Annotated in this window: 1 pseudogene; it reads left to right on the forward strand. The window is 50.8% G+C overall.

The features are described 5' to 3' along the window. Positions 1-521: pseudogene (locus BN93_RS16170) on the forward strand (SusC/RagA family TonB-linked outer membrane protein); the annotation flags it as partial. Positions 522-579: the final 58 nt, after the last annotated feature.

Consider the following 579-nt stretch of genomic DNA (forward strand, 5'->3'; position numbering starts at 1 on the left):
ACTTTGTGAAAGTGGGTTCTGCCGCACCCCGATACAACATCTCGCTACGCAACAGCTTTGCTTGGAAGGGCATCGAACTGGGCTTTATGTTCGATGCACGTGTGGGCGGCGTGGTGGTTTCGGCCACACAGGCTCTGATGGATCAGTTCGGCGTGTCTAAGCAAACGGCCGACGCTCGCGATGCCGGCGGCGTGCGTGTGAACAACGGAATGCTGAATGCAGAACAATATTACGGTGTTGTAGCTGGCGGACGAACGGGACTTTTGGCGCATTACACTTACAGCGCAACCAACGTTAGGCTTCGCGAAATGTCTATCTCGTACGACTTGCCCACAGCTTGGTTTGCCAATAAGCTTAAAGTAAATCTGTCGCTAACGGGCCACAACCTGCTGATGATTTACAACCGCGCACCCTTCGACCCCGAACTGACTGCCAACACGGGAACCTATTATCAAGGGTTCGACTACTTTATGCCCCCCAGCCAACGCAGCATGGGCTTTGGAGTAAAGGTGAACTTCTAAACTTCACAACCTAAAACAAGCAACAATGAAAAATAAAATAAAAACCCTTTTTGTGCTC

Source organism: Prevotella conceptionensis 9403948, from assembly GCF_000312305.1.
Lineage (GTDB): Bacteria > Bacteroidota > Bacteroidia > Bacteroidales > Bacteroidaceae > Prevotella > Prevotella conceptionensis.